Annotated in this window: 20 protein-coding genes; 10 read left to right on the plus strand and 10 right to left on the minus strand. The window is 61.5% G+C overall.

Translation table 11 applies throughout. The annotated features are described in order from the left end of the window. Positions 1–10 precede the first annotated feature (10 nt). The 3 genes from AS9A_RS12705 (at position 11) to AS9A_RS12715 (ending at position 4,271) form a co-directional block, all read left to right on the plus strand. Positions 11–1,270, plus strand: coding sequence for a potassium/proton antiporter (locus tag AS9A_RS12705; RefSeq protein WP_013807436.1), 1,260 nt, complete (start codon positions 11–13; stop codon positions 1,268–1,270). Between the two features lie 178 nt (positions 1,271–1,448). Beyond that, positions 1,449–2,360 carry an oxygenase MpaB family protein gene (locus AS9A_RS12710; RefSeq protein WP_013807437.1) on the plus strand — a complete coding sequence of 304 codons (912 nt, stop codon included), beginning with the start codon at positions 1,449–1,451 and terminating at the stop codon, positions 2,358–2,360. Positions 2,361–2,492: 132 nt separating this feature from the next. After that, positions 2,493–4,271 (plus strand): AMP-dependent synthetase/ligase, encoded by a 1,779-nt coding sequence (locus tag AS9A_RS12715; protein WP_013807438.1) that lies wholly within the window; start codon positions 2,493–2,495, stop codon positions 4,269–4,271. A gap of 69 nt (positions 4,272–4,340) precedes the next feature. On the opposite strand, the gene AS9A_RS12720 is transcribed toward AS9A_RS12715, so the two are convergent. Further along, positions 4,341–5,495: an acyl-CoA dehydrogenase family protein gene (locus AS9A_RS12720; protein WP_013807439.1), complete on the minus strand. Its 1,155-nt coding sequence runs from the start codon at positions 5,493–5,495 to the stop codon at positions 4,341–4,343. 214 nt (positions 5,496–5,709) lie between these two features. Here AS9A_RS12720 and AS9A_RS12725 point away from each other — a divergent pair, with 214 nt between their 5' ends. Both AS9A_RS12725 and AS9A_RS12730 read left to right on the plus strand, forming a co-directional pair. Next, the gene (locus AS9A_RS12725; RefSeq protein ID WP_013807440.1) at positions 5,710–6,426 is read left to right on the plus strand and encodes a GntR family transcriptional regulator; all 717 of its coding nucleotides are present in this window, start codon (positions 5,710–5,712) and stop codon (positions 6,424–6,426) included. Beyond that, positions 6,426–8,579 carry a molybdopterin-dependent oxidoreductase gene (locus AS9A_RS12730; protein ID WP_013807441.1) on the plus strand — a complete coding sequence of 718 codons (2,154 nt, stop codon included), beginning with the start codon at positions 6,426–6,428 and terminating at the stop codon, positions 8,577–8,579. Before AS9A_RS12725 ends, AS9A_RS12730 begins: the two co-directional genes overlap by 1 nt. Positions 8,580–8,594: 15 nt before the next feature. Here AS9A_RS12730 and AS9A_RS22730 read toward each other — a convergent pair whose 3' ends face one another. The 6 genes from AS9A_RS22730 to AS9A_RS12760 form a co-directional block, all read right to left on the minus strand. After that, positions 8,595–9,206, minus strand: a complete 612-nt coding sequence (locus tag AS9A_RS22730) for a TetR/AcrR family transcriptional regulator (protein WP_049793724.1) — start codon at positions 9,204–9,206, stop codon at positions 8,595–8,597. Beyond that, entirely contained in the window at positions 9,207–9,569 is a 363-nt protein-coding gene (locus tag AS9A_RS12740; protein ID WP_013807443.1) for a hypothetical protein, read from the minus strand. 102 nt (positions 9,570–9,671) lie between these two features. Beyond that, positions 9,672–10,454: an enoyl-CoA hydratase gene (locus AS9A_RS12745; RefSeq protein ID WP_013807444.1), complete on the minus strand. Its 783-nt coding sequence runs from the start codon at positions 10,452–10,454 to the stop codon at positions 9,672–9,674. Further along, entirely contained in the window at positions 10,451–11,449 is a 999-nt protein-coding gene (locus AS9A_RS12750) for an NAD(P)H-dependent flavin oxidoreductase (protein ID WP_013807445.1), read from the minus strand. Before AS9A_RS12750 ends, AS9A_RS12745 begins: the two co-directional genes overlap by 4 nt. A 1-nt stretch (position 11,450) precedes the next feature. Next, positions 11,451–13,613, minus strand: a complete 2,163-nt coding sequence (locus AS9A_RS12755; RefSeq protein ID WP_013807446.1) for a 3-hydroxyacyl-CoA dehydrogenase NAD-binding domain-containing protein — start codon at positions 13,611–13,613, stop codon at positions 11,451–11,453. A gap of 30 nt (positions 13,614–13,643) precedes the next feature. Beyond that, the gene (locus tag AS9A_RS12760) at positions 13,644–14,861 is read right to left on the minus strand and encodes an acetyl-CoA C-acetyltransferase (RefSeq protein WP_013807447.1); all 1,218 of its coding nucleotides are present in this window, start codon (positions 14,859–14,861) and stop codon (positions 13,644–13,646) included. A gap of 206 nt (positions 14,862–15,067) precedes the next feature. Here AS9A_RS12760 and AS9A_RS12765 point away from each other — a divergent pair, with 206 nt between their 5' ends. The 4 genes from AS9A_RS12765 (at position 15,068) to AS9A_RS12780 (ending at position 19,878) form a co-directional block, all read left to right on the plus strand. Beyond that, a complete protein-coding gene (locus AS9A_RS12765; protein ID WP_013807448.1) occupies positions 15,068–16,309 on the plus strand; it encodes a TetR/AcrR family transcriptional regulator in 1,242 nt (413 codons plus the stop codon). Positions 16,310–16,459: 150 nt separating this feature from the next. Then, positions 16,460–17,962 carry an AlkA N-terminal domain-containing protein gene (locus AS9A_RS12770; protein ID WP_237707813.1) on the plus strand — a complete coding sequence of 501 codons (1,503 nt, stop codon included), beginning with the start codon at positions 16,460–16,462 and terminating at the stop codon, positions 17,960–17,962. Then, positions 17,959–18,483: a methylated-DNA--[protein]-cysteine S-methyltransferase gene (locus AS9A_RS12775; RefSeq protein ID WP_013807450.1), complete on the plus strand. Its 525-nt coding sequence runs from the start codon at positions 17,959–17,961 to the stop codon at positions 18,481–18,483. The genes AS9A_RS12770 and AS9A_RS12775 overlap by 4 nt, the downstream gene beginning before the upstream one ends. Positions 18,484–18,489: 6 nt before the next feature. Continuing rightward, entirely contained in the window at positions 18,490–19,878 is a 1,389-nt protein-coding gene (locus AS9A_RS12780) for a serine hydrolase (RefSeq protein ID WP_013807451.1), read from the plus strand. Here AS9A_RS12780 and AS9A_RS12785 read toward each other — a convergent pair whose 3' ends face one another. Further along, positions 19,879–21,081, minus strand: a complete 1,203-nt coding sequence (locus AS9A_RS12785; RefSeq protein WP_013807452.1) for a hypothetical protein — start codon at positions 21,079–21,081, stop codon at positions 19,879–19,881. Between the two features lie 387 nt (positions 21,082–21,468). Between AS9A_RS12785 and AS9A_RS12790 the strand changes: the two genes are divergently transcribed. Beyond that, positions 21,469–22,758 (plus strand): arylsulfotransferase family protein, encoded by a 1,290-nt coding sequence (locus tag AS9A_RS12790; RefSeq protein WP_158307365.1) that lies wholly within the window; start codon positions 21,469–21,471, stop codon positions 22,756–22,758. On the opposite strand, the gene mmsB is transcribed toward AS9A_RS12790, so the two are convergent. After that, complete coding sequence (mmsB, locus tag AS9A_RS12795; protein ID WP_041451067.1) at positions 22,747–23,640, minus strand: 3-hydroxyisobutyrate dehydrogenase; 894 nt, start codon at positions 23,638–23,640, stop codon at positions 22,747–22,749. The genes AS9A_RS12790 and mmsB overlap by 12 nt on opposite strands. Before the next feature lie 25 nt (positions 23,641–23,665). After that, positions 23,666–24,808 carry an acyl-CoA dehydrogenase family protein gene (locus tag AS9A_RS12800; protein ID WP_013807456.1) on the minus strand — a complete coding sequence of 381 codons (1,143 nt, stop codon included), beginning with the start codon at positions 24,806–24,808 and terminating at the stop codon, positions 23,666–23,668. Positions 24,809–24,818 lie beyond the last annotated feature (10 nt).

Here is a 24,818-nt window from a genome sequence, read left to right on the forward strand (position 1 = left end):
GACGGACACGGTGACAACGGATCAGCTCAACATCGCCCTCCTAGGCGCAATGCTGATTCTGCTGATCGGCGCGGTGGCGGTGACGTTTGCGACACGAATCGGGCTCCCCGCGCTCCTCGCATTTCTCGGTCTCGGACTCATCATCGGGGAAGACGGTCTGGGCATCGAATTCGACGACAAGAATCTCGCTCAGGTCCTCGGATTTCTCGCCCTGGCCGTAATCCTGGCCGAGGGCGGTCTCTCCACCAGGTGGTCAGAGATTCGTCCAGCGTTGCCGTTCGCACTTCTCCTTTCTACGGTCGGCGTTGGCATCAGCGTTGCAGTCGTCGCCGTGGTGATTCGATTCGCGCTCGGAGTCGATTGGCAGGTCGCAGTCCTCATCGGCGCCATCGTTTCGTCGACCGACGCCGCCGCCGTGTTCTCAATCTTGCGGCGTTTCCCCCTGCATGCACGCGTTCGGTCCGCGCTCGAAGCGGAGTCCGGCCTGAATGATCCACCGGTGGTCATTCTCGTTGTCATCGTTGTGTCTGGTGCATGGGCGGATACCGGACTTGTGGGGTCCGTAGCGATGTTCACGTACCAGCTGATTGCAGGCGCATTGGTCGCACTCGTGATTGCAACACTCGGCGGGTGGCTGCTGCGGCGTATCGCGGTGCCCGAACCAGGCCTCTACCCGGCAGCGATGTTCGGTTTGCCCTTGCTCGCGTTCGGAGCAGCAGGGGCGCTCGGTGCGAGCGGCTTTCTCGCGGCATACGTCGCTGGCCTGCTCCTGTGCAACGCGCAACTCCCGCACCGGCGTCACACCCTGAACTTCGCACATGGCGTCGCATGGGTCGCCCAGATCACGCTATTCGTCATGCTCGGACTGCTCGCCACCCCGCGAGATCTCCCTGCAGCAGTCGCACCGGCACTGATCATCGGCGGCGCGCTCTTGCTGCTCGCCCGTCCCGCATCAGTGCTGGTGACCTCCGCCGCGATGATCAGTGTGCGTCCTTCAGGAGCGGACGGCCAGACGCCGTCGAGCAGAAGACGCACGCTGCAATGGCAACTACCATTGCGTGAGCAGGCTTTTCTCTCCTGGGCCGGACTGCGCGGCGCGGTCCCCATCGTCCTGGCAACAATCCCCCAGGCACAAGGGATTCCAGGCACCGAGAACCTCTTTGACATCGTTCTCGTGCTAGTCGTCATTTTCACCCTGATCCAGGGTCCTACGCTCCCCGCCGCAGCCAGATGGCTTGGTGTCGCCGTTGAGCCCGGAGGCAAAACCTGACTATTGCGAGAAAACTAGTCGCTCATAGCCCGAACACAAGCCCGGCGGCCCTCCATTCTCCCTAGCCAAACCACCTTATTGACGAACATTAAAGAAATGTAAGAACGCGACTTGAACCTGTCCTTCATGGGGGGCTTTGCTGACGTTACGTATTAGCAGTCCCTGCATTGGAGGATCAATGACGACCTCGCTTCATGCTCCCGCACCGCAGCGCACGCCCCGCGTCCCGCGCGTCCCCTTCACAGAAGAAAGCAAACTGTGGGATGGCGCCGGGCTTATTACCTTCGCGCTGACGAACAGTTCGGCATTCGCGCTACAGACAATGCACCCCACCGTCGGCGTAGTCGTGGGTGAGCACTCGACATTCCGGACCGATGCGCTGGGCCGAGCGAAACGCAGCATCGCCTCTGTACTGACATGGGTATATGGCGGCGAGGAAGCCCTGGCGGAGGCGGACCGCCTCCGCCAAATGCACAAGCCTCTCATTTCCCGCGACGAATACGGAAATACGCATCACGCACTGTCGGCAGGCCCGTGGGCCTGGATCATGCTGACCGCCCCGCACGGCTTCGCCACGGCTGACAAGTACTTCTCAACTAAACCGAGTTCCGAAGAACACCAGGAAGAGGTCTACGCCGAAGTAGTTCAGCTCATGCGCAACCTACACGTGCAGGAACGTGAGATCCCGAAGACGTATGCGGAATACGTCGAGGTATTCGACAAGATCATCGATGAGGTACTGGTGGCACACCCCACGGCCTACGAGTTCCTGGAGACGGTGCGCCGGGTGCCCCCTCCCGTCGAGTTGCCAACCGCACTGCACCCTCTTTGGCGCGTCCTCACGCTCCTCCCTGGCGAACTCCTGTACTTCGTTACGGTCGGCACGATGCCTGAGAAGGCGCGTGAGAAACTCGGCCTGAAGTGGACCACCCGCGATGAGCAGCTACTCCGGGCATTCGGTTTCGCCGTCAGCTACGGGGTAAGTGCACTGCCTGAGCGCCTTCGCTACTTCCCTATCGCTTATCAAGCACGCAAAGCAGCACGGGAGCGCTCGAAGCTCGTCGGCATGCTCGAGCATCGCCCGATGTAACAACACTCCGGAGCAGTCCGGTTTGACGGTATCTCTAGCTTCTAGACCCCCAATAAGTTAACGTGAGTTCGCACACACGGCATTCCTGTTACCACCGCGGCCACCGCAACCATGATCGAAGGAACCTAACAGATGGGCACAACCAATTCAGAGACACTCTGCGCCGCGTTCCAGGCGCAGGTGGCGCGCATTCCGGGCAAAACTGCAGTTCGGACGGCTGACGGATCAGTCAGCCTGACGTGGCAGGATTACGGGAGGCGCGTACAGCGCATGGCCGCTGGCCTCGCCGCACTGGGTGTCAAGCATGGCGACACAGTCGGAATGATGCTGACGAACCGTCCCGAGTTCCACATTGCAGACACCGCGATTCTGCACCTGGGTGCGGGCGCGTTCTCGGTTTACAACTCGTCCCCTGCCGAACAAATCCAGTACATCTTCCGGAACGCAGATAACCGTGTCGTTATTTGTGAACCGCAGTTCCTCGATACGGTTCGGCAAGCAAGCGAAGGTACGGCCGTCGAGCACATCGTGTGCGTCGACAGCGAAGACACTGCCCCTGCTGGAACTATGAGTTTGGCCGCGCTCGACGAACTCGGGGATCCCACCTTCGATTTCGGTGCCACATGGCGCGCGGTGCAGCCTTCGGACCTCGCGACGATCATTTACACCTCTGGCACAACGGGTCCACCGAAGGGTGTTGAACTCACGCACGCCAACCTGATGACACAAATCACCGCCGTCGAAACACTCATTACTCCGGAGGACGACGACACGGTCATCTCCTACCTTCCCGACGCGCATGCAGCGAACCGGATCGCGGCGCACTACCGGAGCGTGGCGACCGGAACTCAGGTCATCACGGTTGACGATCCGAAGAAGGTCATCGAGGCACTCGTTTCACTTCGGCCGACAATCTTCGGTGCTGTACCCGCGATCTGGTACAAGCTGAAGGCCCGGCTCGACGCCGCACTCGCAGCAGAAACCGGGGCCAAGAAATCCCTCGCGTTGTGGGCGCTGGCCACTGGCACAAAAGTGGCGACGCTCAAATCTGACGGCAAGTCGATTCCGCCGCTGCTCGCAGTACAGCACCGGGTCGCCGACAAGCTGGTGCTCAGCAAGTTCCGTGAGCGTCTGGGAATGGACAATCTGCGCGTCGCCCTCTCGGGTGCAGCCCCCATCGCCCCGGATGTGATGGCGTTCGTACTCGGACTCGGTCTTCCGGTGAGCGAGGTCTGGGGCATGTCGGAGACTGCCTTGATCGTGACCTACAACCCGCTCAGTTCACCACGTATCGGAACTGTGGGTACCACGATCCGCGGCATGCGGGTGGCGCTCGCGGAGGACGGTGAAGTCCTGGTCAAGGGTCCCCAGATCATGCGTGGCTACCGCGGAGATCCGGAGAAGACGGCGGAGGCCATCGATAGCGACGGCTGGCTGCACACCGGGGATCTCGGACAGCTAGACAGCGACGGCTACCTCACAATCATCGACCGCAAGAAAGAAATCATCATCAATGCGGCCGGCAAGAACATGGCCCCCTCGAATATCGAAGGGACAGTCAAGGTGTCGTGCCCACTAGCGGGTTCGGTGGTCGCCGTCGGCGACAACCAGAAATACATCGTCGCCCTCATTACCCTCGATCCGGACGCCGCGGCTGCATTCGCCGAAGCGCACGGGATATCGAACGTGGACCCCGCCGAACTCAGTGTTCACCCCGATCTTGTCGCCGCAGTCCAGGCCGGTATCGACGCGGCGAATGAACGGCTTTCCCGTGTGGAACAGATCAAGAAGTTCACAATCTTGCCAACCTTCTGGGAGCCTGGAAGCGAGGAACTCACCCCCACGATGAAGCTGAAGCGCAAGCCCATCGCCAAGAAGTACAGCGGCGAAATCGAGGCGCTGTACCGCTAGCCGCCGCGCTTGAGAGATGCAAAACAGGACCCCGCTAAGCGGGGTCCTGTTTTGATTGCACTCCGGCTATCAGAGGCCGTAGGACTTGCCGATGATGTCGCGCTGAATCTCATTCGTGCCGCCATAGATCGACGACACGAGCGTGGTACGGACATGTTGTTCCATGTCGAACTCCGTGGCGTACCCGTACCCTCCCATCATCTGCATGCCTTCGAGGGCAACCTTCTTCGCCGTCTCAGTCAGCTTCAGCTTGGCCATCGACGCTTCGCGCGGGAAGAGCTTCGTTGGGTTCTCGTCAACAAGCCGTGCGACGCTGTAGACGAGCAGCCTAGAACACTCGATTTCAGTCGCGAGGTCAGCAAGCCGATGGCGCATTGCCTGGAAACTCCCCACCGGCCGACCGAACTGTTTACGTTCAGTGACGAATTTCAGCGTGTCAGCGAAAGCGCGCTCAGCGACGCCGAGCATCATCGCCGCGAGGATGAGGCGCTCGATGTTCAGGCCGGTCATCAGTTGCATCCAGCCGTTGTCGACCTCACCGATCACCGCGTCTTCCGGCAGCAGGCAGTCCGTGAAGTAGAGGTCGTTGACTTCTTTGCCGCCCATTGTGTCGATGCCGCTGATCTTGAGTCCGTCGACGCCTACTGGGACGTGGAACATCGTCAGGCCCTCATGCTTGGCACCAGTACGTGATGTCCGCGCGACAAGCAAGATGTTCTCCGCGAAATGCGCGTTCGAGCACCACGTCTTTTGCCCATTGATCAACCAGCCGTCCGAGGTCTTCTCGGCACGGCAACTCAGGTTGGCGACATCGGACCCGGCTTCCGGTTCGGACATCGAGATCGACTCAGAGGCGCCGCGGACAATGCCGCCGAGTACTTCTTGCTTTTGTGCCTCGGTGCCGAATTTCGCATACGCAGCACCCGTTATGAAGGTCGGGCCTATGCCGCCGATTGGCGCCATGCCTCTGCTGGCTTCCTCGAGCAGGATGCACGTGTCGACCATGCTTCCCGCGGCACCCCCGTACTCTTCGGGAACCATCACGCCGATCCAGCCCAGCTCCGCCATCTTTTCATATAGCGCCTGGTTGTGATTGTGCTGCCCGTGGTGCGTTAGCGCATCTCGCTGTTCCCGCGTGCCACATTCGCGGCGGCAGAAATCGGCGACTGCCTGGGCGAAATCGCGTTGCTCGGCGGTGAAACCGAGGTCAAGAGATGAAGACATGTGAGACCTCTCAGTGTGTTGATATTTGATCAAATATAACGTGAATCATCGACTCAAGGCCAGTGCGGGACGACGGGATCACTCGCAAGCCGCGCCATTCACCCGTACACTCGCAGCTAAGGGTTATATTTGATCAGATTAGACATAGAGTAGCGCCGGGTCCAGAGAGACAATTCCGCAGCGGAGGCGGAAGCGCCACAGGAGGATAAGACGAATGCCGACGGCTAGCAAGCGCCCCGCGACTGCGGCAGGCAAGGTACCGCCACTACGGCGGCGATCTCAGCTCTCCGATGACGTGGCCGACCATGTCCGCGGTTTAATCATGTCGGGTCAGGTGAAACCCGGTGAGTTCATCAGACTTGATGAAACAGCCGCGGCACTTGGAGTGAGCATCACGCCAGTCCGGGAGGCGCTGCTCACGTTACGTGGCGAAGGACTCGTCCACCTCGAACCGCACCGTGGATATGCCGTGTCACCATTGAGCCGCACAGATATCACGGATATCTTCTGGCTACAAGGACAGATAGCGGTTGAACTCGCCGTGCGCGCCGCACAACGCATCACCGCGGACTCCCTCAAACGGCTCGAAGGACTGCTCACCGAAATGGCGGAAGCGGTCGCCAACGGCGACAGCGACGACGTGGCAGCCAGCGTCTTCGAATTCCACCGCTCGATAAACCACATCTCAGGCGGCACAAAGCTTGCGTGGTTTCTCCAGAATGCGCTCCGCTATACGCCGTACCGGCTCTACGCATCAAGTGCGGACTGGGGCAAACAGGCTGTCAGCAGCCATGAGCAACTTGTTGCGGCGATGCGTGGAAAGGATTTAGACGCGGTTCGGCATCTGGTTCACGCGCAATTCAGCGACGGTGCGGATCGGCTTATCCAGCATCTGGACGAAATCGGAATGTGGGACCACGAGGAGAGCTAGTGCCCGATCAGAGAACGGTCAATCGCCAATGCACCCTTTGTGAAGCGCATTGCGGCATTCAGGTGACGACGGAAGGTCAGCGGGTCACCTTCATCGAGGGCGACCCCGCAGATGTGATGTCTCGGGGATACATCTGCCCTAAAGCGACCGCGCTCGCTGGCCTTCACCACGATCCAGACCGGCTCCGCACGCCGATGCGCCGAAACGGCGACACATTCGAACCGATCACCTGGGACGCCGCTTTCGCAGAAATCGGGCAGCGCCTACGAGCCACCCGGAAACAGCACGGCCCAAGTTCGATAGCCATGTATCTCGGAAATCCTGCGGCCCACAGTCCGTCGGTGATGTACGGACTGCTGCTGCGGGCAGCCTTGCTGACGCGGAATTTCTACTCCGCTTCATCGGTTGATCAATTCCCGCAAGAGTTCGCAGCATGGCGTATGTTCGGCTCGAGTTTCCTCATGCCGGTGGCTGATATCGATCGCACACAAAGGCTCGTTATTCTTGGCGCCAACCCCGCCGTCTCGAATGGTTCTGTGACGACGATGCCGAACGCCAAGAAGCGGATACGCGATGTACGGCGACGCGGCGGGAAAGTCGTTGTCATCGATCCACGACGCACCGAAACCGCGCGCATCGCAGACGAACATGTCGCAATCGACCCGGGTGGCGATCCATATTTGCTCCTCGCAATGCTGCACGTGCTCAACGAAGAGAAACTCGTCGACTCAGAGGTCGTGGAGCGGAACCTTTCCGGATGGGACGAGTTGTGCCGACTGACCAGTGAGGTCACCCCGGAGTTCGCCGCGGCTCGCTGCGGAGTCGATGCTGAGGTGATCCGTCGGCTCGCCCGTGAACACGCCGCCGCGTCTTCAGCTGTGGTGTACGCGCGGATCGGAGTCTGTCAGCACACCACCGGCACAATCACCCACTGGCTGGTGAACGTCATCAACGCTGTGACCGGCAATGTCGATCGACCAGGCGGTCAGATGTACACCACCCCGCCTGTCGATGCGATGCGCTGGCTGCGGTGGTTGCCAATCCCCTACGGAAACTGGACCGACCGCAGCGGGACACGCAAGGCCTTCCGCTTCGAACTGCCCGTCAGCGGGTTAGCGCAAGACATTATCAATGAAGGACCTGGCCGCATCCGGGCGATGATCACCTACGCCGGGAATCCAGTCCTTTCCACCCCGCAGCGAGGCAAGCTCGCTGAGGCACTCACGTCGCTCGATTTCTATGTGGCTGTAGACATGTATGTCACAGAAACAACCCGGCACGCCGACATCATCCTCCCGCCCGTATCGCCGCTCGAACGAGAAGAGTTCGATGTCTTGTTCCCCATATTCAGTGTCCGTAACAACGCCCGGTACAACGCGCGTGTCTTCGACACTCCCGACGAAGGCCTGGAAGACTGGGAGATCCTCGCACGGCTCGTGACCGAAGTCACACCCCTCCCGCTACGGCGGTTCACCGGTGAACTTCTGAACGGGGTCTTCTCGCGTGTGAGCCCGCTTCGTATCGCAGCGGTTGGAGTCGCCCTGGGCCCGCACGGACTGCTCCGGCGCGGAACCCGCGGCATCACGATCAAAAAGATCAAGGACACTCCCGGCGGAATCGATCTTGGCCCACTTCAGCCGCGGCTCGCGAAGCTGATCCGGACCAAGGATCGCCGGGTACAGCTAGCGCCGCCCGACCTGATTGCCGAGGCTCGGCACGTCGTCAATGCTCCTTCACCACGCTCTACGAAGTTCGATCTCCGCCTCATAGGCCGCCGCCACCTGCGAAGCAACAACTCCTGGCTGCACAACGTTCCCACCATGGTCAAGGGCCGCGATCGCTGCACCGTGCTGATGCACCCGGCCGACGCGGCGACCCGGAACTTGACCGCTGGCCAGCGCGTCGACGTGACGTCACCGGTTGGCACCATCACGGTGCCCGTCGAGGTCAGTTCCGATATCGTTCGCGGCACAGTCGCGATTCCTCATGGCTGGGGACATCATGAAGGTGCAACGTGGTCAGTCGCCGCCCAGCACCCAGGCGCCAATGTCAACCTGCTCCACGATCCTGAGGTCGGCGATACCTTCACCGGCAACGGCGGGCTCAATTCCACCAGCGTCCATATCGAAGCCGCAGCGAAAATCGTCACCTAAGGTGCGCCAGGGGCGCTACTGATGCCGATCAACGACTAGGGCGTTGAACGTCAATTGCCGCAGCGCCTTTTTCAGCCTGCACTGTTCGATAGGCGAAGTTCCCTGCACGTAGTCACTCATGATTGCCCGCAGTCCAGCGACGAGGACGGCCAGCGTCGCGTCGACGTCGAGTTCCTCACGGAACTGCGTTCTGTTCAGGGCGATGTATGTCCTGCCGACGTCGACCGCTCTCGCCGTAATGCTCTCCATGCGTTCGAGTACACGCAATTGTGGAGCATCGGTCAGCATCGTGCGCAGCACCGGGCTGTGCCGGTCAACCGCGTCGAAAACAGCGTCCAGAACCGCTGAGGCTAACACCTGCCAGTCTGGCCCTAGATTCCTGTCAATCTGCTGGCTGATCTGTGCGGTGATGTCCTCCGCGATGCGGTCGGCGAGACGGACGAGAACGTCATCCTTGTCCGAAAAGTACTGGTACAACGACCCTTTACTGATGCCGGCCGCATCGGCTATGCGATTCGTCGAACAATCGGGATACCCACGCTCGGCTAACACATCATGCGCCGCGTCCAGGATCCGCTGCACAGTGTCGTGTGAGCGGGCCTGGACAGGACGTCTGCGATTCGCCAACTATTCCTCAGATACTGGCTCTGCGTCTTCGGACACGTTCTCCTCCTGAGAAGCTGTCCTTCTGCTGCTCTTCGCTGTGCTCCGGCTCGGCCGGGGCGTCAGACGTTTCCGGATACTCTGCGCGGGGCTCAGCATCCAGTCGGCATTGTCCAGGAGCCCATTAGCACGCTCCAGTGTGGTGTTGATATTGGTGAGCGTGTCATTCAGATACTGCAGCTGATACACCAGCTCCGGCAGCAGGGTGTCTGCCTGCTTCATCAGGCCGTTGGCCTGATCCATCGTCTCATCCAGACTCAGCACCACGTGGGTGAGCCGCCGCACCTTCCCGGGTTGCCGTTCTTGATTGTCGTCCGCTGGGGTCATCAGTCCTCAGTCCCTTCCCATTGACTTCACGCCGATGGTCGCCATTAAATCGCTCCCAAGCGTGCGCCGGGGCCGAATCGGGCATAGAAAGTTAATCGCGGTTCATCCGAACACTGGCGCGCGCTTCTCGAAGCGCGCGGTGAGCGCTTCGGCGAACTCGGCGCCAGCCAGCAGTTCGCACTGCCCCGCCTTCTCCCGTGCAAGAGCTTCGTCGAGTTGGGCAACCAGCGGAACTGTCACCGCCCTTTTGGTGAGTGCCTGCGCGCGCCTGGGTCCCGATGCGAGCCGCACGGCCAGTTCCTTCGTGTGGCGTTCCAGCGAATTCCGCGGATGGACGGCAGAGACCAGTCCTTCACGCAGCGCATCCCCGGCGGGCAGGCGTTCACCCAGCAGGAGCAGGGCGTTCGCCTTGGCGCGACCCAGAATTGCGGGCACCATTAGCGTCGCTCCCCCATCCGGCATGAGTCCGTTCTTCGTGAATGCCAGCAAGAAGTATGCGTCGTCCGATGCGACCACGAAGTCAGACGCAAGGGCGAGAGCGACACCGTACCCGACCGCTGCGCCCGCCACCTCCGCTATGACGGGCACATCAAGGGTGACGATGGCGCGAACCGCCCGATTCGCCTTGTCCATGGTTTCTTCGGGCGTGTGAAGCGGGCCTTCTGCTGCGGCCGCAAGATCCGCACCGGAACAGAAGGAACCGTCCGCGCCACTCAGCACCACCACGCGGACCTCGTCTGCTCGTGCCTCGGTAACCAAGACTTCACCAAGCGCGTCGAGCGTGGCGAAATCCACCGCATTTCGCCGCGCCGGGCGGTTGATGGTGACGCGCAGGATTCCGTCAGTCAGCATGAGGTCAATTGCATCTCTACCCGATGCGGTCATCGTGGCACCCCGGCGCCAACGGGTTCCGCAACCATGTCTGCGAGACGCCGCGAAATGAGGGACTCAGCCTCGCTGACCATACGGGAAACGAGTTCATCGACGGTCGGGATATCGTTGATAAGCCCCTGGCACTGCCCAGTGGTCCAGATTCCTGCATCAAGGTCACCGTCTTCGAACACTTTGCGGCCGCGGGCCCCTGCGACAAGGTGTGCGATTTCGGTGAAGTCGCAGCCTTCTCTTTCTTTCGCAACCACTTCGCGACTGACCTCGTTGCGGGCCACTCGCGCTGTGTTCCGAAGGGACCGGAAGATGAGTTCCGTGTCGCGTTCTGTGTTCGCGACGATTTGCTCCTTCACTTGCTGCGCGACGGGTGATTCCGCCGTACACATGAAGCGGGTCCCCATGTTCACGCCGTCGGCCCCAAGCGCCAGGGCTGCAACGAGTCCCCGCGCATCGGCGATCCCGCCCGAGGCGAGGACAGGAATCGTGAGGTGATTGACCGCGGCGGGGATGAGAATGAGCGCGGGTACATCGTCCTCACCCGGATGACCAGCGCATTCGAATCCGTCGATACTGACCGCGTCGACACCAATACGCTCGGCCTTGATCGCGTGCCGAACGCTGGTGCACTTGTGGATCACCTTGATCCCGGCATCCTTGAAGAAGGGCAGGTGGTCGGCAGGATTGAACCCCGCGGTTTCGACGATCTTGACTCCGGATTCGACGATCGCCTGCCGATACTCGGCATAGGGCGGCGGGTTGATCGACGGGAGAATCGTCAAGTTCACGCCGAATGGTTTGTCAGTCAGCGAGCGACACCGCTGTACCTCCTTGACCAGATCTTCAGGAGTCGGCTGCGTAAGCGCGGTGATGAAGCCGAGCGCACCGGAGTTCGCTACTGCAGCAACAAGTTCTGCCCGGCCAACCCACATCATGCCACCCTGGACGATCGGGTGTTCAACGCCGAATGCGCGAGTAAATCGTGTCGATAGCACGTCAGTTAACCTCCTCGAAGCTGCCACCTGATGCGGCTGTATCAAGCAACATCTGTGGTGGTGAGAACCGGTCTCCGTATTTGTCGGCGAGCACTAATGCGCGTTCGACGAATCCTGCGGCCCCGCCCTGGTACTGGTCGATGAAGCGCATCACGCCGCCAGTCCAGGCCGGATACCCAATACCCAGGATCGAGCCGACGTTGGCGTCGGTGGCACTGTCGAGCACGCCTTCCTCCATACAGCGCACGGTCTCGATGGCCTCGATGAAAAGCATGCGTTCCTTGATATCCACGAACGGGATTTCCGTGTCCCCGCCGAATGCGGTCTTCAGCCCCGGCCAGAGGCCGGTCCGCTTGCCGTCCACATAGTCATAGAAGCCTGCGCCCGACGAGCGTCCTTTCCGGCCGAACTCGTCTATGACGCGGTCGAGCACCGCGTCTGCGGGGTGTGGTGTCCACTGCTTGCCTTCCGCGATGACACCTGCTTTGGTTTCGTCGCGAATCTTCCGCGGCAAGGTCAGGGTGAGCTCATCCATGAGCGCGAGAACTGGCGCCGGGTATCCCGCCTGGGTGGATGCCTGCTCGATGGTGGCGGCGGGTATGCCCTCCCCGAGCATCGCCATGCCTTCGCTGGTGAAGGTGCCGATGACTCTGCTGGTGAAGAACCCGCGGGAATCGTTCACCAGGATGGGAGTTTTCTTGATCTGCTGAACGATGGCGAGCGCACGGCCCACCGTGTCCGCGCTGGTTTTCTCTCCTTTGATGATCTCGACCAACGGCATCTTGTCGACCGGCGAGAAGAAGTGCAGACCGATGAAGTCCTCCGGCCGTGCGACTTTCTCGCCGAGCAGCGTGATCGGCAGCGTCGAGGTGTTTGAGCACAGCAGCGCGCCGGGAGCGAGGTACGGTTCGATCTCGCCGAATACTTTCCCCTTCACGTCAGGGTCCTCAAATACCGCCTCGATCACCGCTTCGGCACCTGCGGCGTCTTCAGCGGAGACCGTGGGGGTGATTCGCGCAAGAATTTCATCTGCTGCGGCTTGCGATTTGCGGCCGCGCGCGACTGCCTTCTCCAAAAGCTTTGCTGAATATGCTTTTCCGCGCTCCGCCGCGTCCGGGGAAACGTCCTTCAGCACGACCGTCATTCCTGCGTTAGCGCAGACGTAGGTAATCGCAGCGCCCATCATCCCGGCACCGAGAACGACAACCTTGCTCACTGGTGCACGGTCATCGCCGCCGTATTCGCGCGCGAGGCCGTTGGCGGACTGCATGTCGAAGAAGAACGCACGGATCATGTTCTTCGCCGTCTGGCCCGTGGAAAGACCTGCGAAGTAACGAGTTTCGATCTTCTGTGCAGTGTCGAAATCGACCTGTGCGCCTTCAACCGCGGCACTCATGATTGCGAGCGGTGCCGGGTATGGCGCGCCCTTGAGCTGCTTTCTGAGGTTTGCCGGGATGCTCGGCAGAATCTGCGCTAGAGAGGGTGTTGCCGGTGTCCCGCCAGGCATGCGGTAGCCCTTGCGATCCCACGGCTGCTGCACCTCCGGGTTCGCATCGATCCATGCACGCGCGGCAGGCTCGAGCTGTGCCGGTGTCTCAACGAGTTCGCTGATGAGACCGGCTTCTAATGCTTGTGCGGGCCGGAACCGCTGGCCTTTTAGCAGGACCTGAGTGAGGGCGCCGACGACGCCGAGCATGCGAACTGTTCGGGTGATGCCACCGGCTCCGGGCAGAAGGCCGAGCGTGACCTCCGGAAGCCCGATCTGGACGGATGCGTGGTTGACGGCGATTCGGTGGTGACACGCGAGGGCGATCTCGAGTCCGCCGCCTAACGCGGCGCCACCGATTGCGGCGACGACTGGCTTGCCAAGCGTTTCGAGTCGGCGCAGCGCACCTGTGAGGCTGCGAACGTTCTCACTGACCGCGGGGATGTCAGCCGGGCCGGTACGAAGGATGTCTTTCAGATCCCCGCCCGCGAAGAAGGTCTTCTTCGCGGAGGTGATGATCACGCCGCGAATGTCATCACGTTCATCGTGCAGGCGGTCGGTGACCTCGCGGATCGATGCCATGAACGCTTCGTTCATGGTGTTGGCGGACTGCGAAGGGTCGTCGATAATCAGTGTGACGACGCCAGTTTCGTCACGCTCGTAACGGATTGTGCTCATTGTCGTGGTCTCCCTGGAGAAGAATGTGGTTCAGAGGCGTTCGATGACGGTGGCGATGCCCATACCTGCGCCGACGCATAGCGTGGCGAGGCCGTAGCGGTCACCGCGGCGTTCCAGTTCGTCGAGCAAAGTGCCGAGAATCATTGCCCCAGTGGCGCCAAGGGGGTGCCCCATCGCGATCGAGCCACCATTCACGTTGATCCTGTCGATATCGACTCCGGTGTCGCCGATGAACTTCAGGACCACGGACGCGAACGCCTCATTGACTTCAAACAGGTCGATGTCATCAAAGGTGAGCCCCGCCTTGTCCAGCGCTTTCTGCGCGGCAGGTGCCGGTCCAGTCAGCATGATTGTGGGTTCGGTACCAACCACAGCTGTTGACACGACGCGGCCGCGCGGGGTGAGGCCATTCCGCACACCCGCGGCTTCGCTGCCGATCAGCACCAGGGAGGCACCATCGACAATTCCCGACGAATTGCCAGCGTGGTGGACGTGCTCGATCTTCTCCACCCAGTGGTACTTCTGGAGCGCAACTGCGTCGAACCCGCCCTGGTCACCGATCACCGTGAAAGAGGGCTGCAGCGCCGCGAGCGATTCCACAGTCGCGTCGGGGCGCATGTGCTCGTCCCGATCGAGTACAGGCATACCGTGCATATCCACGACGGGGATGACTGAGTTCGCGAACCTGCCGTCGGACCAGGCCTTCGCGGCACGTTCCTGTGAGCGCACGGCGAATTCATCCACCTGTGTGCGGCTGAACCCCTCCATCGTCGCGATGAGGTCCGCACCAATCCCCTGGGGGACGAACGATGTGACGTAATTGCTGTGAGGGTCCATCGGCCACGCACCACCGTCTGACCCCATCTTCACCCGCGACATGGATTCCACGCCTCCCGCGAGTACCAAGTCTTCCCAGCCTGAACGCACTTTCTGTGCAGCGAGGTTGACGGCCTCAAGGCCCGACGCGCAGAACCTGTTGGTTTGCACCCCAGCCACCGAGTCCGAAAGGCCGGATAACAATGCGGCTGTTCGGGGCAACACGGCACCCTGGTCTCCGACCGGCGACACGATGCCCAGTACGACGTCATCGATGGTCGTTGGGTCCGCGGCGGGGTTACGGGCGATGAGCGCGTCGATCAGACCAGTGACGAGGTCGATTGGCTTCACGGAATGCAGGGCCCCCGAGGCTTTACCTTTTCCTCGCGGTGTACGGATCGCGTCATAGATGAGCGCTTCAGAGTGTCCCATCGGTGTCCTTCGCAGTTTCGTATGTGTTGGAGCTACCGCTGGAGGCAGCCGCCACTCGTCCATCCTGTACGGAATTGTCGTTAACTTTTGCGCGAGATTCGACGAAAGTCAAGCGACGCAACCACGAAGTTTGTGCAACAATTGCCGATACGACTCGACGGGCTGTTCACCAACAGACGTTTACACGAACACCACAGGGAGTTACGGTGCCGGAATCTGCGGGAGCCCGTCGGGGCACGATCGCTGCAGGCACGCGACCGCCTGCACCCACCCCACGCCGACGCCCGAAAGATCGCAAAGCGCAGATCGCCCGGATCGCCGCCGAGATGTTCAGCACCCAGGGTTACAACCAGGTCGGAATTGACGACATCGCGCGCGAAGTGGGCGTCTCCGGTCCCGCCCTGTACCGCCATTTTCCCAACAAGTACGCACTCTTCCGGCATGTCGCACTAACCCTCGCTGACGTGCTCGTGGAGGCCAGCACGCCGCAGAACAGCGGTTTACAAAGCTCGAATGCGGAGGGGGACCTCCAAGCGGTATTGCTGTCGCTGATCAGAGTCACCATCGAGCACCGTAAAACCGGCGGGCTGTATCGGTGGGAGGATCGCTACCTCAATCCAGCTGACCGGCGCGCGGTGCGCGACCGGATCAAGACTGTCAACCGGAACGTCAGCATTCAGGTGAAGCGACTGCGCCCTGGGCTCTCGGACCGGGAGTACACGCTACTCAGCGGCGCTGCGCTCAGCGTCATCGGCAGCATTACCGCCCATCGAACACCACTCTCTGAGAAACGAATTCAGCGCGTCATCCTGGAAGCCGCCCAGTCCGCGTTGTGGGTCGATGCACACATCGTCCCACAGCCTCCCTCGCCGCCGCGCCAGGCTGGACTCACACCGCAATCCAAGCGAGAACAACTCCTCAAAGCCGCTATTCAGCTATTTTTCGAGCGTGGCTACCACGACGTGAGCATCGAAGAAATTGGCGCTGCCGCAGACCTCAACGCGTCCGGGGTATACCGCTACTTCGAAAGCAAGAGCGACCTCCTTGCTGCCGCATTCGCTCGTGCCAGCGAACGGCTGACCGCGGACACGACTGCGGTGCTGGCGGAGTCCACCTCGCCACTCGACGGCTTGCGCAGGCTCGTCGATCTTTACGTCAGCCTGTCGTCCGGACAGCAGGATCTCATGTCGGTGTACTTCACCGAAGTTGGGAGTCTGCCAGCAGAACAGCGCCGCGAACTCAATACTGCGCAGCGGCTCTATGTCGAGGAGTGGGCAACCCTCCTTGAGCAGGTGCTGCCCGGCCGCCAGCTCATCGAACTCCGTTTTCTGGTGCACGCGTCACTCGCGCTGGCACTGGATATCGGACGGCTGGTGAACTTCGAGAAGTCCCCGGGTGTTCGGGCGTTCCTCAGCCGTCTCATGCGGGCGGCGCTGCTCATCGACTGAACACGACGGCCACACGGTTGCTCCGACTCTGTTTGTGGGACATGCGGTTGCGTCAACGGCGCGGACGACGCCTCGTGTAAGACCATTAAGAAATACGGCGATGTCTGATTCCCGCTAGCACACTTTCATTCAGAGTGTCACGATCGAGTAGTGCCCAATGATCACTCGTCTGTGCCGCCAGTGTCCGCACTGGTACAGAATCGCGAGCTGTGCTATCGGGCTGTCACTGCACGTGACCAGCGATTCGATGGTCAGTTTGTGACCGCAGTGCGCACCACGGGTATTTACTGTCGGCCCTCGTGCCCAGCGCAGACACCGCACCCCGAGAACGTTGACTTCTACCCCACCCCGGCCGGCGCCCAGCAGGCCGGTTTCCGCGCGTGCCGACGTTGCAGCCCTGATGCCGCGCCAGGCACTCCAGGCTGGAACGTCACCTCCGAACTGGCGACACGCGCTCTGACGCTGATCGCTGAGGGGGTCATCGAACGCAGTGGCGTCGCGGGCCTCGCGGCTAAACTCGGCTACTCCACCCGCCACGTTAACCGGATCCTCGTCGCGGAGCTCGGTGCGGGCCCACTCGCGTTGGCGCGATCGTTTCGCGCGCGCACAGCGCGTGCGTTGCTGCAGTCGACCGCTATGCCGATCGCGGACACCGCGTTCGCTTCCGGATTCTCCAGCGTGCGGCAGTTCAACGACACCATCGCACGCATCTACGGCCTCACGCCATCGCAACTGCGCCGGGAAGATACTGCGGACCAGTCCGGTGGTGGCGCGCTGACTTTGCAGCTGCCCTTCCGTGGCCCTCTCAACGCCTCCTGGGTGCAGTGGTTCCTGGCGGGTCACGCAGTGCCCGGCATGGAAACCGCGCGCAGTGACTCATTCACTCGCGGACTGCGGCTGCCTCGAGGTCTCGCCTCCGTGCGCCTGCGCCTCGCCGATGACCACGTGAAGGCGACCCTCGCACTGACCGATCTTCGCGACCTCATGCCCGCTGTAGCGCGTATTCGCCACCTGCTTGACCTCGATGCCGATCCCGTTGCAGTTGATCGCGCACTCAGCCTGCACCCATCCTTGCGTCCCCTGGTTTCGGGAAGTCCTGGCATCCGTGTCCCTGGGTGCGCAGACCCCACCGAGACGGTGATCCGGGCGCTGCTCGGACAACAGGTTTCCAGGCGCGCCGCTATCACCCTTACGTCCAGACTGGTGGCGCAGCTCGGCGAAGAGGCGCCTCCCATCGACCGAAGCGAGACGCCGCCCAAAGTGTTTCCGTCAGCGGCAGCGATCGCGGAGCACGGCCGGACGGTGCTTTCCGGCCCGATTCGCCGTATTCGTTCGATCATTGCCGCCGCCCAGGCACTCGACGCGGGGACGCTGCGTGTCCACCCTGGCGCTGACCCGGCTGAACTCCACGACACGCTGCTCACGTGTGATGGTTTTGGGCCGTGGACGGCATCCTACGTCGCGATGCGCGTAACCCGGCACCCGGACATTTTCCTGCATGGAGACCATGTTGTTGCGAAATCGCTGAGCGACCTTTCGCTAACTGCCGCCGATGCGCAACATTGGGCACCGTGGCGTTCCTACGCAACGATGCACTTGTGGTGGCATTATGTGCGCGATACCGCGACCCGAAAGGAGACGGCAGCGTCATGACTGGAGTCATCAGCGGGCGGTCAGCGACCCTCACGACACCAAACGGCCCGTTCACAGTTGTAGTCTCCGAGATCGATTCGGTGCTCGCATCTGGCTGGACGGGTTACCCGTCCGCACTCACCGGGCTCATCCACCCCCAATTGCGTCCCACCACAGTTGAGGAAGTGCCCGCTTCCGCCGTACAGCCGATCGCGGACGCTGTCACCGCCTACTACGACGGGGAGTTGGACTCGGTCAGCGCTGTGCCGGTTGAACAACACTCCGGAGATTTCCTCACCCAGACGTGGAAGGTGCTTCGCGACGTCGCTCCCGGCGCGCCCGTAACGTACGGTGACCTTGCGCGGCGCAGCGGAAATCCTCGCGCGTTCCGTGCCGCGGCGTCAGCCTGTGCCCGTAATGCCGCCGCACTTTTTGTGCCCTGTCACCGCGTCGTGCGTACGGGAGGCGCTCTCGGCGGATTCCGATGGGGCCTCGACACCAAAACGTGGCTCCTCACCCACGAAGAGATGGAAAGCAGGTAAGCACGTATGCAGCGCTGCCGCTCGGGCACTCAGCGAGCACTCACCGCCATTGCCGCAACACTGCTCGCTGGTTCGATGGTTGCGGGGTGCGGATCGGATACAGAAGCGCCGGAAGGCGGCGATGAAACCGTCAGCGCCGCTGGGATCAGCTTGCCTGAGACCCCTGCCGGGCAACAAGTGTCGTGGTTCCTCGAAGCATCAAGCCAGCCGCCGATACCTCCGGACGAATTCACCGAACGCATGTCCCCCGAGTTCCTGGCTGAGATCTCCCCCGAGGTCATCAATGAGGTGCTCATGGCGGTTGGCCCGCTCGAGCCCACCGAAGTGCAGTCCGCTACTGACGACGCGATCGTCGTCAGCATCAACAGTGCTGACGGGCAGCTGACGCTGACACTCCGGGTAAATGACGACGGAATGATTGACACGCTGAATCTCGCTCCGGCACTGAATATCCCTGACGCGCCGGAATCGTGGGGAAGCCTCACTGAACGCCTCGAGTCGCTGGCACCTGAGGCCAGCTTCATCGCTGCCCGCCTTAACGACGACGGTGCGTGCGAATCTGCTCACGACGTGCGGGCTGACGATGTCATGCCTATCGCGTCCATGTTCAAGGTGTATGTGCTCGAAGCCGTGCAACGTGCAATCGACGCCGGAGACTTGACGTGGGAAAGCACCATCGCTGTCACCGAAGACAACCGCAGCTGGCCGACCGGTTTCCTGCAGGATGAAGAGCCGGGGACCGAAGTCACGGTGGCGGAGGCCGCGGGTCTGATGATCTCGTTCAGCGATAACACCGCAAGCGACATGCTCCTTGAAGCCGTCGGCCGCGAAGCGGTCGAAGAGGTCGTCGCGGAGACCTCAGCGAACGCGGACGCCAACCGCCCGATGCTGACCACGCAAGAGATGTTCAAGCTTAAGATCGTGGACTATCCGCAGCTCGCGGACCAGTTCAGCGGCGGCGGAGAAGCGGAACGCCGGAGCCTGCTCAACACGACGGTTGCCGACACACCGTTGCCCGAGCTCGCCGCAGCCGAGCCCTGGACATCGTCACGTCACATCGACTCGATAGGCTGGTTCGGCTCAGCGAGCGACATGTGCGCCGCATTCGGGTCTCTCCACGAAATCGGCGATGAAAATGTCGCGGCCGCGATGTCTGACAACGACGGTGGCGTCGCCCTGGGCGCGGAGTGGACTTCAGTCTGGTACAAGGGTGGCTCCGAGCCCGGCGTGACCGCACTTGGTTATCTCGCAGAGAACGATGCGGACGAGACGTACGTGGTCGTGGTGCTGACCAACGCTCCCGACACGGATGTTCCGGAAATGGAAGAGTCAGAGGCCCGTATCACTGAAATGATGTCGCTCGCGCGAGGCGCTTTCACGCTGATGACAAACTGATCATCGACTGTCGTTGTCTCGCCCCGTGAGTTCAGCGATATCGCCGTAAAGAAGTTCCTGGTAGCCGGCGATCACCTCATCGACACCCGCGACCTGCTCGGATACATGGTGGATGTTCTCAGCTGACATTTCCCGCGTGCCCGAGCGGGACAGCAGGTCGTCGATGCGATGATCCAGATTCTCGGCCCGCTGGACGGCCGCGAACGATCGCAGGCGTTCCTCGACCTCTGACAATGCGTCGTCGATGCGCATCAGCGCTGCCACGCGATTGACGAGCTCGTTCCACACGCTTTCCAGAGCACCCTGACGCGCGCGGATCTGCTGGCGCGAGGCCGCATCCCGAGCCGAGACGAGTGCGTCTTCGAGTTCTCGCGAAATGCCCCGCAGCGCAACGGTGTCGACGGCAATCTGGACGAGTTCACTCGCGAGATCAAGTTGGGCCCGTTGCACCATGAAATATCCGGAATGCCAGGAAAGCGATCCGTGGATCCGGTCAAACAGTGTTCCCGCCAGATAGAGAAGCGTTTCGTACTGGTCGTCGAATTCCGAATATTCATTCGGGCCCAGCGCGATTCGCTCACTCGCGGCACGCGCGAATCCAGCGAGGCGAGATTTGTCCGACAGTCGGCGCATCCCTTCGATCGCGGCGTCCCGCGCGGCGCTGCGCAACTGATCAGCGGGCGTTGATCGCCTGTCCAGCGGTACAGGAGTCCGCTGGAGAGCCCGGAATAATGCACTGCGCTGCTCGAGGTCGAGATGCAGACCGGCCTTCCGGTCCCGCCGTATGGCGAGGACGCCGCTCGCATAATGTGTACGTGACAACACGAATGCCGACCGCACGTCGCTGAGCTTTCTTTCCGCCTCGCCCATCCGGAAACGCACAATCAACTGCGCTGGCCCCGACCGGGACTCATCGAGTTTCCGGACAAGCCTCGCGTGGTCATCAGCGAGGCGCCGCACGCTGGAAAATCCCCCCGCTGACGGGAAAGCGCGGCCTTCACGGCGCCGGTTCAGCACAATCTCACGCGTCTCCTCATCGACATACCCCGTCGCTATCAGCAGGGCCGCCTGGTCGGAAAGATCGCCACTCTGGTTGGGAACCTGGCGGACACGGCACCACTCGCGCACGTTATCCGTCATGCGGGCGCGACGCTCAGCTACGGTGTGAGGAATACCGGTGGACTGACTGTCGTCGCTGGCCATGATGCCTCCTCGCTGCCTTCCCCACCACTTTCCCAGACGTAACCCCCGTCCCGCACCTTCCGGCTCCCCGGGGTTCTTTTTCCTATGCACGGGCAGAACGTACCCTTCGGGGCGATAAACGTACGTTTAATACATACGAGCACAAAGGTCACCACCCGAAGACCCGCTTAGTGTCCCCGGTTGTGGATTACGGTCGCGCCGCGTGCAACGATCATGGTTGTGTGTCCTGCCTTCAAACGGTGTGCCCTGCCAGCGCTTGTCTTGGCGCTCACCGCGGGCTGCATGCGCGGTGAAACCGAGCCCGAGTTCCCCAGGGTAGAGCCGGGTGTCCATAGTTTTGTGACGGAACCCGGCCTAGTGCCGCCAGAAGTAGCGACTGTGTTTTCCATGGAAAGCGCGACTGACGGATACATTCTGTTAGTGCCCCGCGTGCGCGGTGATCGCGAGGAGGGCGATCCGCATAGCGGACTCCTCATCATTGACACCGCCGGTGAACCAGTGTGGACACGACGCTTCGATGGCGATATCTACGCGAACGATCTCACCCTCCAAACTTTCCGCGGAGAGCCTGTGCTCACCTATTGGCAGGGCGAGTCGTTCGAACCTGGATGGGGCGAGGGTGAGTACATCATTCTCAATGGCCGGTACGAGGAGGTCGCGCGCGTTTCCATGGGTGACGGACTGAACGCGGACTTCCACGATCTCATCATCACGCCGCGTGACACCGCGTTGATGATGGCGTACCCACGTACTGAAGGGGATCCGCCTATCCGGTCGTCAGCCGTGCAGGAAGTCGATATTGAGACTGGTGAGGTGTTGTTCGCCTGGGATGCACTCGATCATGTCGACACTGATGAGTCAGACCATCCGCTGCCAGAGGACGAGGAGCGCGCGTGGGACTACTTCCACATCAACTCCGTTGATGAGGATGCGGACGGCAATTTGCTGATCTCCGCGCGTCATACCCACGCCCTCTACAAGATTGACCGCGAGACGGGCGAGATCATGTGGACACTTGGCGGGAAGAACAGCGATTTCACTCTTGGCTCGGGTGTCGAGTTCCGCTACCAGCACGACGCTCGCTGGCTGCCGGACGGCCGTATCAGCCTGCTGGACAACGTGTCCGCGGAAGCCGATGACGACGGCGCCTCACGTGCCCTCATCCTTCAACTCGACGAGGAAACGATGCACGTCGACCTTGTCGCCGAGATGACGAACCCGGACGAGGTTATCAGTTCGACTCAGGCCAACCACCAGGTCCTCCCGAACGGGCACAGCTTCGTGGGCTGGGGGTCACGTCCAAGCCTCACCGAATTCGGTCCCGACGGAAAAGTCAAGCGGCACATGGTTTTCCCATCGAACATGTTTTCGTACCGTGCGCTGCTCGGCGACTGGGTGGGTACCCCTGAGTATCCGCCGGCCGTCAGCGCGACTATTCGTCAGTCAGGCACGGTCAGTGTCGCGATGAGCTGGAACGGCGCCACTGAAGTCGTTCGCTGGCGGGTCCTTGCCGGGGCTGAACCCGACGCACTCGATGTCATCAAGGCGGTACCGCGCGATGGGTTCGAAACGGAAACCACGATTGACGGCGAACCGAGATTCGTGCGGGTTCAGGCCCTCGACGTTACTGGCGAGATCCTCACTGAATCTGAGGTGCTGCCAGTTTCATCCTTCTGAACGGCGGCGAATATCGGTGACGATCGCGGAGAAGTCACGACCCTTCCCGCCTTCTTCTAGGTAGCGCTCGTAGATCTCCGACGCGTGGAGACCAAGGTCGCCGGCGACGCCAGCGTTTCGCAGAGCACTCGCTGCAAGACCAAGGTCCTTGCTCATCAATTCAACCGCGAACCCTGGCTCATAGTTGTTGTTCGCTGGCGATGCGGGCACGGGCCCTGGCACTGGGCAGTACGACGTCAGCGCCCAGCATTGCCCTGACGCGTTTGCCGCCACCTCAAACAGCGCCTCGTTCGTCAGGCCGAGCTTTTCTCCGAGCACGAAGGCTTCGCTGATACCGATCATGGTGATGCCGAGGATCATGTTGTTGCAGATTTTCGCCGCCTGCCCCGCACCGGCGTCTCCGCAATGAACGATTCGCTTGCCCATCACGTCGAGGAGTGGGTGCGCGGTAGCGACATCGTCGGCAGGTCCGCCGACCATGAACGTGAGTGTCCCCGCGGTCGCTCCGCCGACTCCACCCGATACCGGCGCGTCCACACAGCGGTGTCCAGCAGCTCTGGCTTTCGCGTGGGCTGCCTTGGCATCGTCAACGTCAATGGTGGAACACTCCAGGAAAAGCGTGCTCGGAGCCGCTGCTCCGAGGACTTCGTCCAGAACTGAATGTACGTGACGGCCACTGGGAAGCATCGTGATGACGATGGGGGCTTCCTTTACCGCCTCACTCGCCGACGCTGCCATTTGCACGCCGCTCGCTGTTGCCGCCTCTATCGCTGCCGGCACAACATCGAACCCAATAACTGTGTATCCCGCCTTGACGAGATTTGCGGCCATCGGCCCGCCCATGTGACCAAGACCGATGAAACCAACCACTGGTGTACTCATCCCGCAGGGACCCCTCTCTGGTATGTCATGCCGACTTGATCATCGAACGTGCAACTACCATCCGCATGATCTCGTTCGTTCCCTCCAGGATGCGGTGAACGCGGAGATCGCGGAGGATTTTCTCGATCCCGTACTCAGTCAGATACCCGTATCCGCCATGCAGCTGCAGCGCCGTATCCACAACCTGGTAGCCAGTTTCAGTGACGAATCGTTTCGCCGCGGCACACAGCATGATCTTGTCAGGAGCATCCTCGTCGAGGGCTTCCGCCGCACGCCACAGGAACGCCCGCGCCGCCTCGATCTGAATCCGCATCTCGGCCACGGTGTGCTGAATGGTCTCCCGTTCGCTGAGCGGTGCTCCGAAAGCCGAGCGCTCAGCCACATATGTCAGGGACTTATCGAGGGCCGTTTGGGCCCCGCCGAGTGAGCACGCTGCAATGTTGAGGCGGCCGCCATTCAATCCATTCATGGCGATGCGGAAGCCGTTCCCGAAACCGCCGAGGACATTCGCTACCGGGACGCGCACACCGTCGAGAATCACCTGTCGGGTGGGCATCGCGTTCCAGCCCATTTTCTGTTCATTGGCACCAAATGAGAGGCCATCCGCATCTCCCGGCACAATCACAGCGGTGATGCCCGCCGGGCCGGGTTCGCCAGTGCGCGCCATCACAACGTAGACGTCGCTGGAGCCCGCACCGGAAATGAATTGCTTCACCCCGGTGAGTACGAGTTCGTCGCCATCCCGAACGGCGCGGGTCGTGAGCGCCGCCGCATCCGACCCCGCTCCTGGCTCTGTGAGACAGTAGCTGCCAAGGTGCTCCATCGTCGCGAGATCAGGAAGCCACTGGTGCCGTTGCTCGTCGGTACCGTAGGTGTCAATCATCCACGCGACCATGTTGTGAATCGACAGGTACGCCGCCATGGAGGGGCATCCCGACGCGAGTCGCTCGAAGATGCGCACGGCGTCGACACGCCGCAGGCCGCTGCCGCCGACGTCTTCCCGCACGTACACAGCACCCATTCCCATCGCGGCTGCCTTGCGCAGAACGTCGACCGGGAAGTGTTTCGTCTGATCCCACTCCACCGCGTGCGGCGCGAACTCCTCAGCCGCAAACTCGGAAACCGTGTCAAGGATTGCTCGTTCCTCGACAGTAAGGGTGAATGTCACTGTCGTTCTC

Origin of the sequence: Hoyosella subflava DQS3-9A1, assembly GCF_000214175.1 — a bacterium.
Classification (GTDB): domain Bacteria; phylum Actinomycetota; class Actinomycetes; order Mycobacteriales; family Mycobacteriaceae; genus Hoyosella; species Hoyosella subflava.